Raw genomic sequence first — 2,540 nt, forward strand, 5'->3', positions numbered from 1 at the left:
TTTTCCGCCTTTTTGTTATGCTCATTTAATTCTCTGGGAAATTGCTTCTGCTATTTGTCCTCCATGGAACCTGCCATTCTCAATAAAGATTTCATTCGCATTGTTCCCTGCTGCAATTACCCCAGCAATGAAAATCCCCTCTACATTTGTCTCCATTGTATCCGGATTAAAATGTGGACGTCCTGTTTCCTCCTCGATTTCTACCCCCATTTTCTTTAAGAATGCATGGTCAGGCCGATATCCAGTCATAGCGAAAACAAAATCATTTTTCCGCTCTACAGTATTCCCTTGATGTTCATACACAATAAGGTCAGCTGTTATTACTTTTACTGCAGCGTTAAAAACCATATTAATCATTCCGGTTTTCACAAGCGCCTCGAATTCTGGCAGCACCCAGGGTTTTATGCTTGGAGAATATTCTGATCCCTTGTAAAGGACCGTAACTCTGGCACCAGCCTTCACCAATTCAATCGCAGCATCAACACTTGAATTTTTCCCGCCAATTACGGCAACATCCATATCAAAGAATGGATGAGCTTCCTTAAAGTAATGAGAAACCTTTGGCAATTCTTCACCAGGGATTCGCATGTAATTCGGATTGTCATAATACCCGGTAGCAATAACAATATTGACCGCTGAGTATTGATGTTTATCAGTAATAACCTTGAAGCTTGTATCTCCTGTTTTTATGATTTCGCTGACTTTTTCATATTTATTTACTCTCAATTCTTCCCTTTTCGCGACCTCCCGGTAATAGACGAGTGCCTGATTCCGTTTTGGCTTGTGATTCTCAGTAATGAAAGGCACATCACCTATCGCCAGCTTTTCACTGCTGCTAAAAAAGGTTTGATGAGTTGGATAGTGATAAATAGCATTAACGATATTGCCTTTTTCAATAATTAACGGATTGATCCCTTTTTTCTTGAGGGCGATTGCTGCAGCTAGACCACAGGGGCCACCGCCAACAATAATTGTATGCTCTTTATTCATGTAAGTCTGTTCACTCCTTAGTAATCTATAGGCAACCACATATTTATGGTGAATAGAAAAAAATCTCCTATCTTTAAATGATAGGAGATTTTTGCATAAGATTCAATGAAGAACCCTTTATTAAATTAACGTACAAGGATGGAGGTATTAAATCCAGCCTCTGAAACGGCTTGCTTCAGCCATTTTTCTGACACCAACCATATATGCAGCAAGCCGCATGTCTACTCTGCGAGTCTGCGCAGTTTCATAAATACTGTCAAAAGATCTCACCATTACTTTTTCAAGTTTTTCTTCCACTTCTTCTTCAGTCCAATAATAACCTTGGTTGTTTTGGACCCATTCAAAGTAGGAAACTGTAACACCACCAGCCGAAGCTAGTACATCCGGTACGAGCAGGATGCCACGTTCAGTTAAAATTTCAGTTGCTTCTAGAGTTGTCGGGCCATTTGCTGCTTCAACAACGATACTCGCTCTGATATTATGGGCATTTTCTTCAGTAATCTGGTTTTCTATCGCAGCTGGTACTAGGATATCACAATCCAGCTCCAGCAATTCTTTATTTGTAATAGTATTGTTGAATAGTTTAGTTACTGTCCCGAAACTGTCGCGGCGGTCCAGTAAGTAATCGACGTCAAGTCCGTCCGGATCATGCAGCGCTCCATATGCATCAGAAATACCGATGATTTTTGCGCCTGCATCGTGCATGAATTTTGCCAGGTAGCTTCCGGCATTTCCGAAGCCCTGGACTACGACTCTAGCACCTTCAAGCTCGATTCCCTTTTTCTTCGCTGCTTCACGTATACAAATTGTTACCCCTTTTGCTGTAGCTGATTCCCGTCCATGGGAACCACCGAGAACAAGCGGCTTGCCTGTAATGAATCCTGGAGAGTTAAATTCATCTATACGACTGTATTCGTCCATCATCCATGCCATGATCTGTGAGTTAGTAAAAACATCAGGTGCCGGGATATCCTTAGTTGGTCCGACAATCTGGCTGATTGCACGAACGTACCCGCGGCTTAATCTTTCCAATTCCCTGAATGACATGTCACGCGGATCGCAAACGATTCCACCTTTTCCCCCTCCATAAGGAAGGTCGACAATGCCACACTTTAAACTCATCCAGATTGATAGCGCTTTAACTTCTTTCTCTGATACGTTTGGATGGAAACGTATTCCTCCCTTTGTTGGACCCACTGCATCATTGTGCTGCGCCCGGTAGCCAGTAAAGACTTTAACAGATCCGTCATCCATTCTGACAGGAATTTTCACTGTCATCATCCTGAGCGGCTCCTTTAAAAGCTCATACACCTCTTCAGGGTATCCGAGTTTTTCCAAAGCCTTATGAATAACAGTTTGTGTAGATCGTAAGACGTCATGTTTGTCTTCTTTATTTGGATTTTCATTACCGTTTGCGGCTACCATTGATAAACCTCCTAAATCACTTTTGCGGATGTTGTCTGCTTTCATGGATTAGTATACACCTTTGGTTATTTTATGCAAGAAGAAAAAAAGACTTTTTAGCATTTTTTGAACACAAAATGTAAACG

2 protein-coding genes are annotated in these 2,540 nt (G+C 41.6%); both read right to left on the minus strand.

The features are described from left to right. Positions 1 to 21: 21 nt before the first annotated feature. On the minus strand, positions 22 to 990 hold the full coding sequence (locus WB217_RS16395) for a YpdA family putative bacillithiol disulfide reductase (RefSeq protein WP_423994338.1): 969 nt from the start codon (positions 988 to 990) through the stop codon (positions 22 to 24). Positions 991 to 1,137: 147 nt separating this feature from the next. Further along, positions 1,138 to 2,415, minus strand: a complete 1,278-nt coding sequence (locus WB217_RS16400; RefSeq protein WP_423994340.1) for a Glu/Leu/Phe/Val family dehydrogenase — start codon at positions 2,413 to 2,415, stop codon at positions 1,138 to 1,140. Positions 2,416 to 2,540: the final 125 nt, after the last annotated feature.

Origin of the sequence: Mesobacillus sp. (assembly GCF_049588175.1) — a bacterium.
GTDB lineage: Bacteria > Bacillota > Bacilli > Bacillales > Cytobacillaceae > Mesobacillus.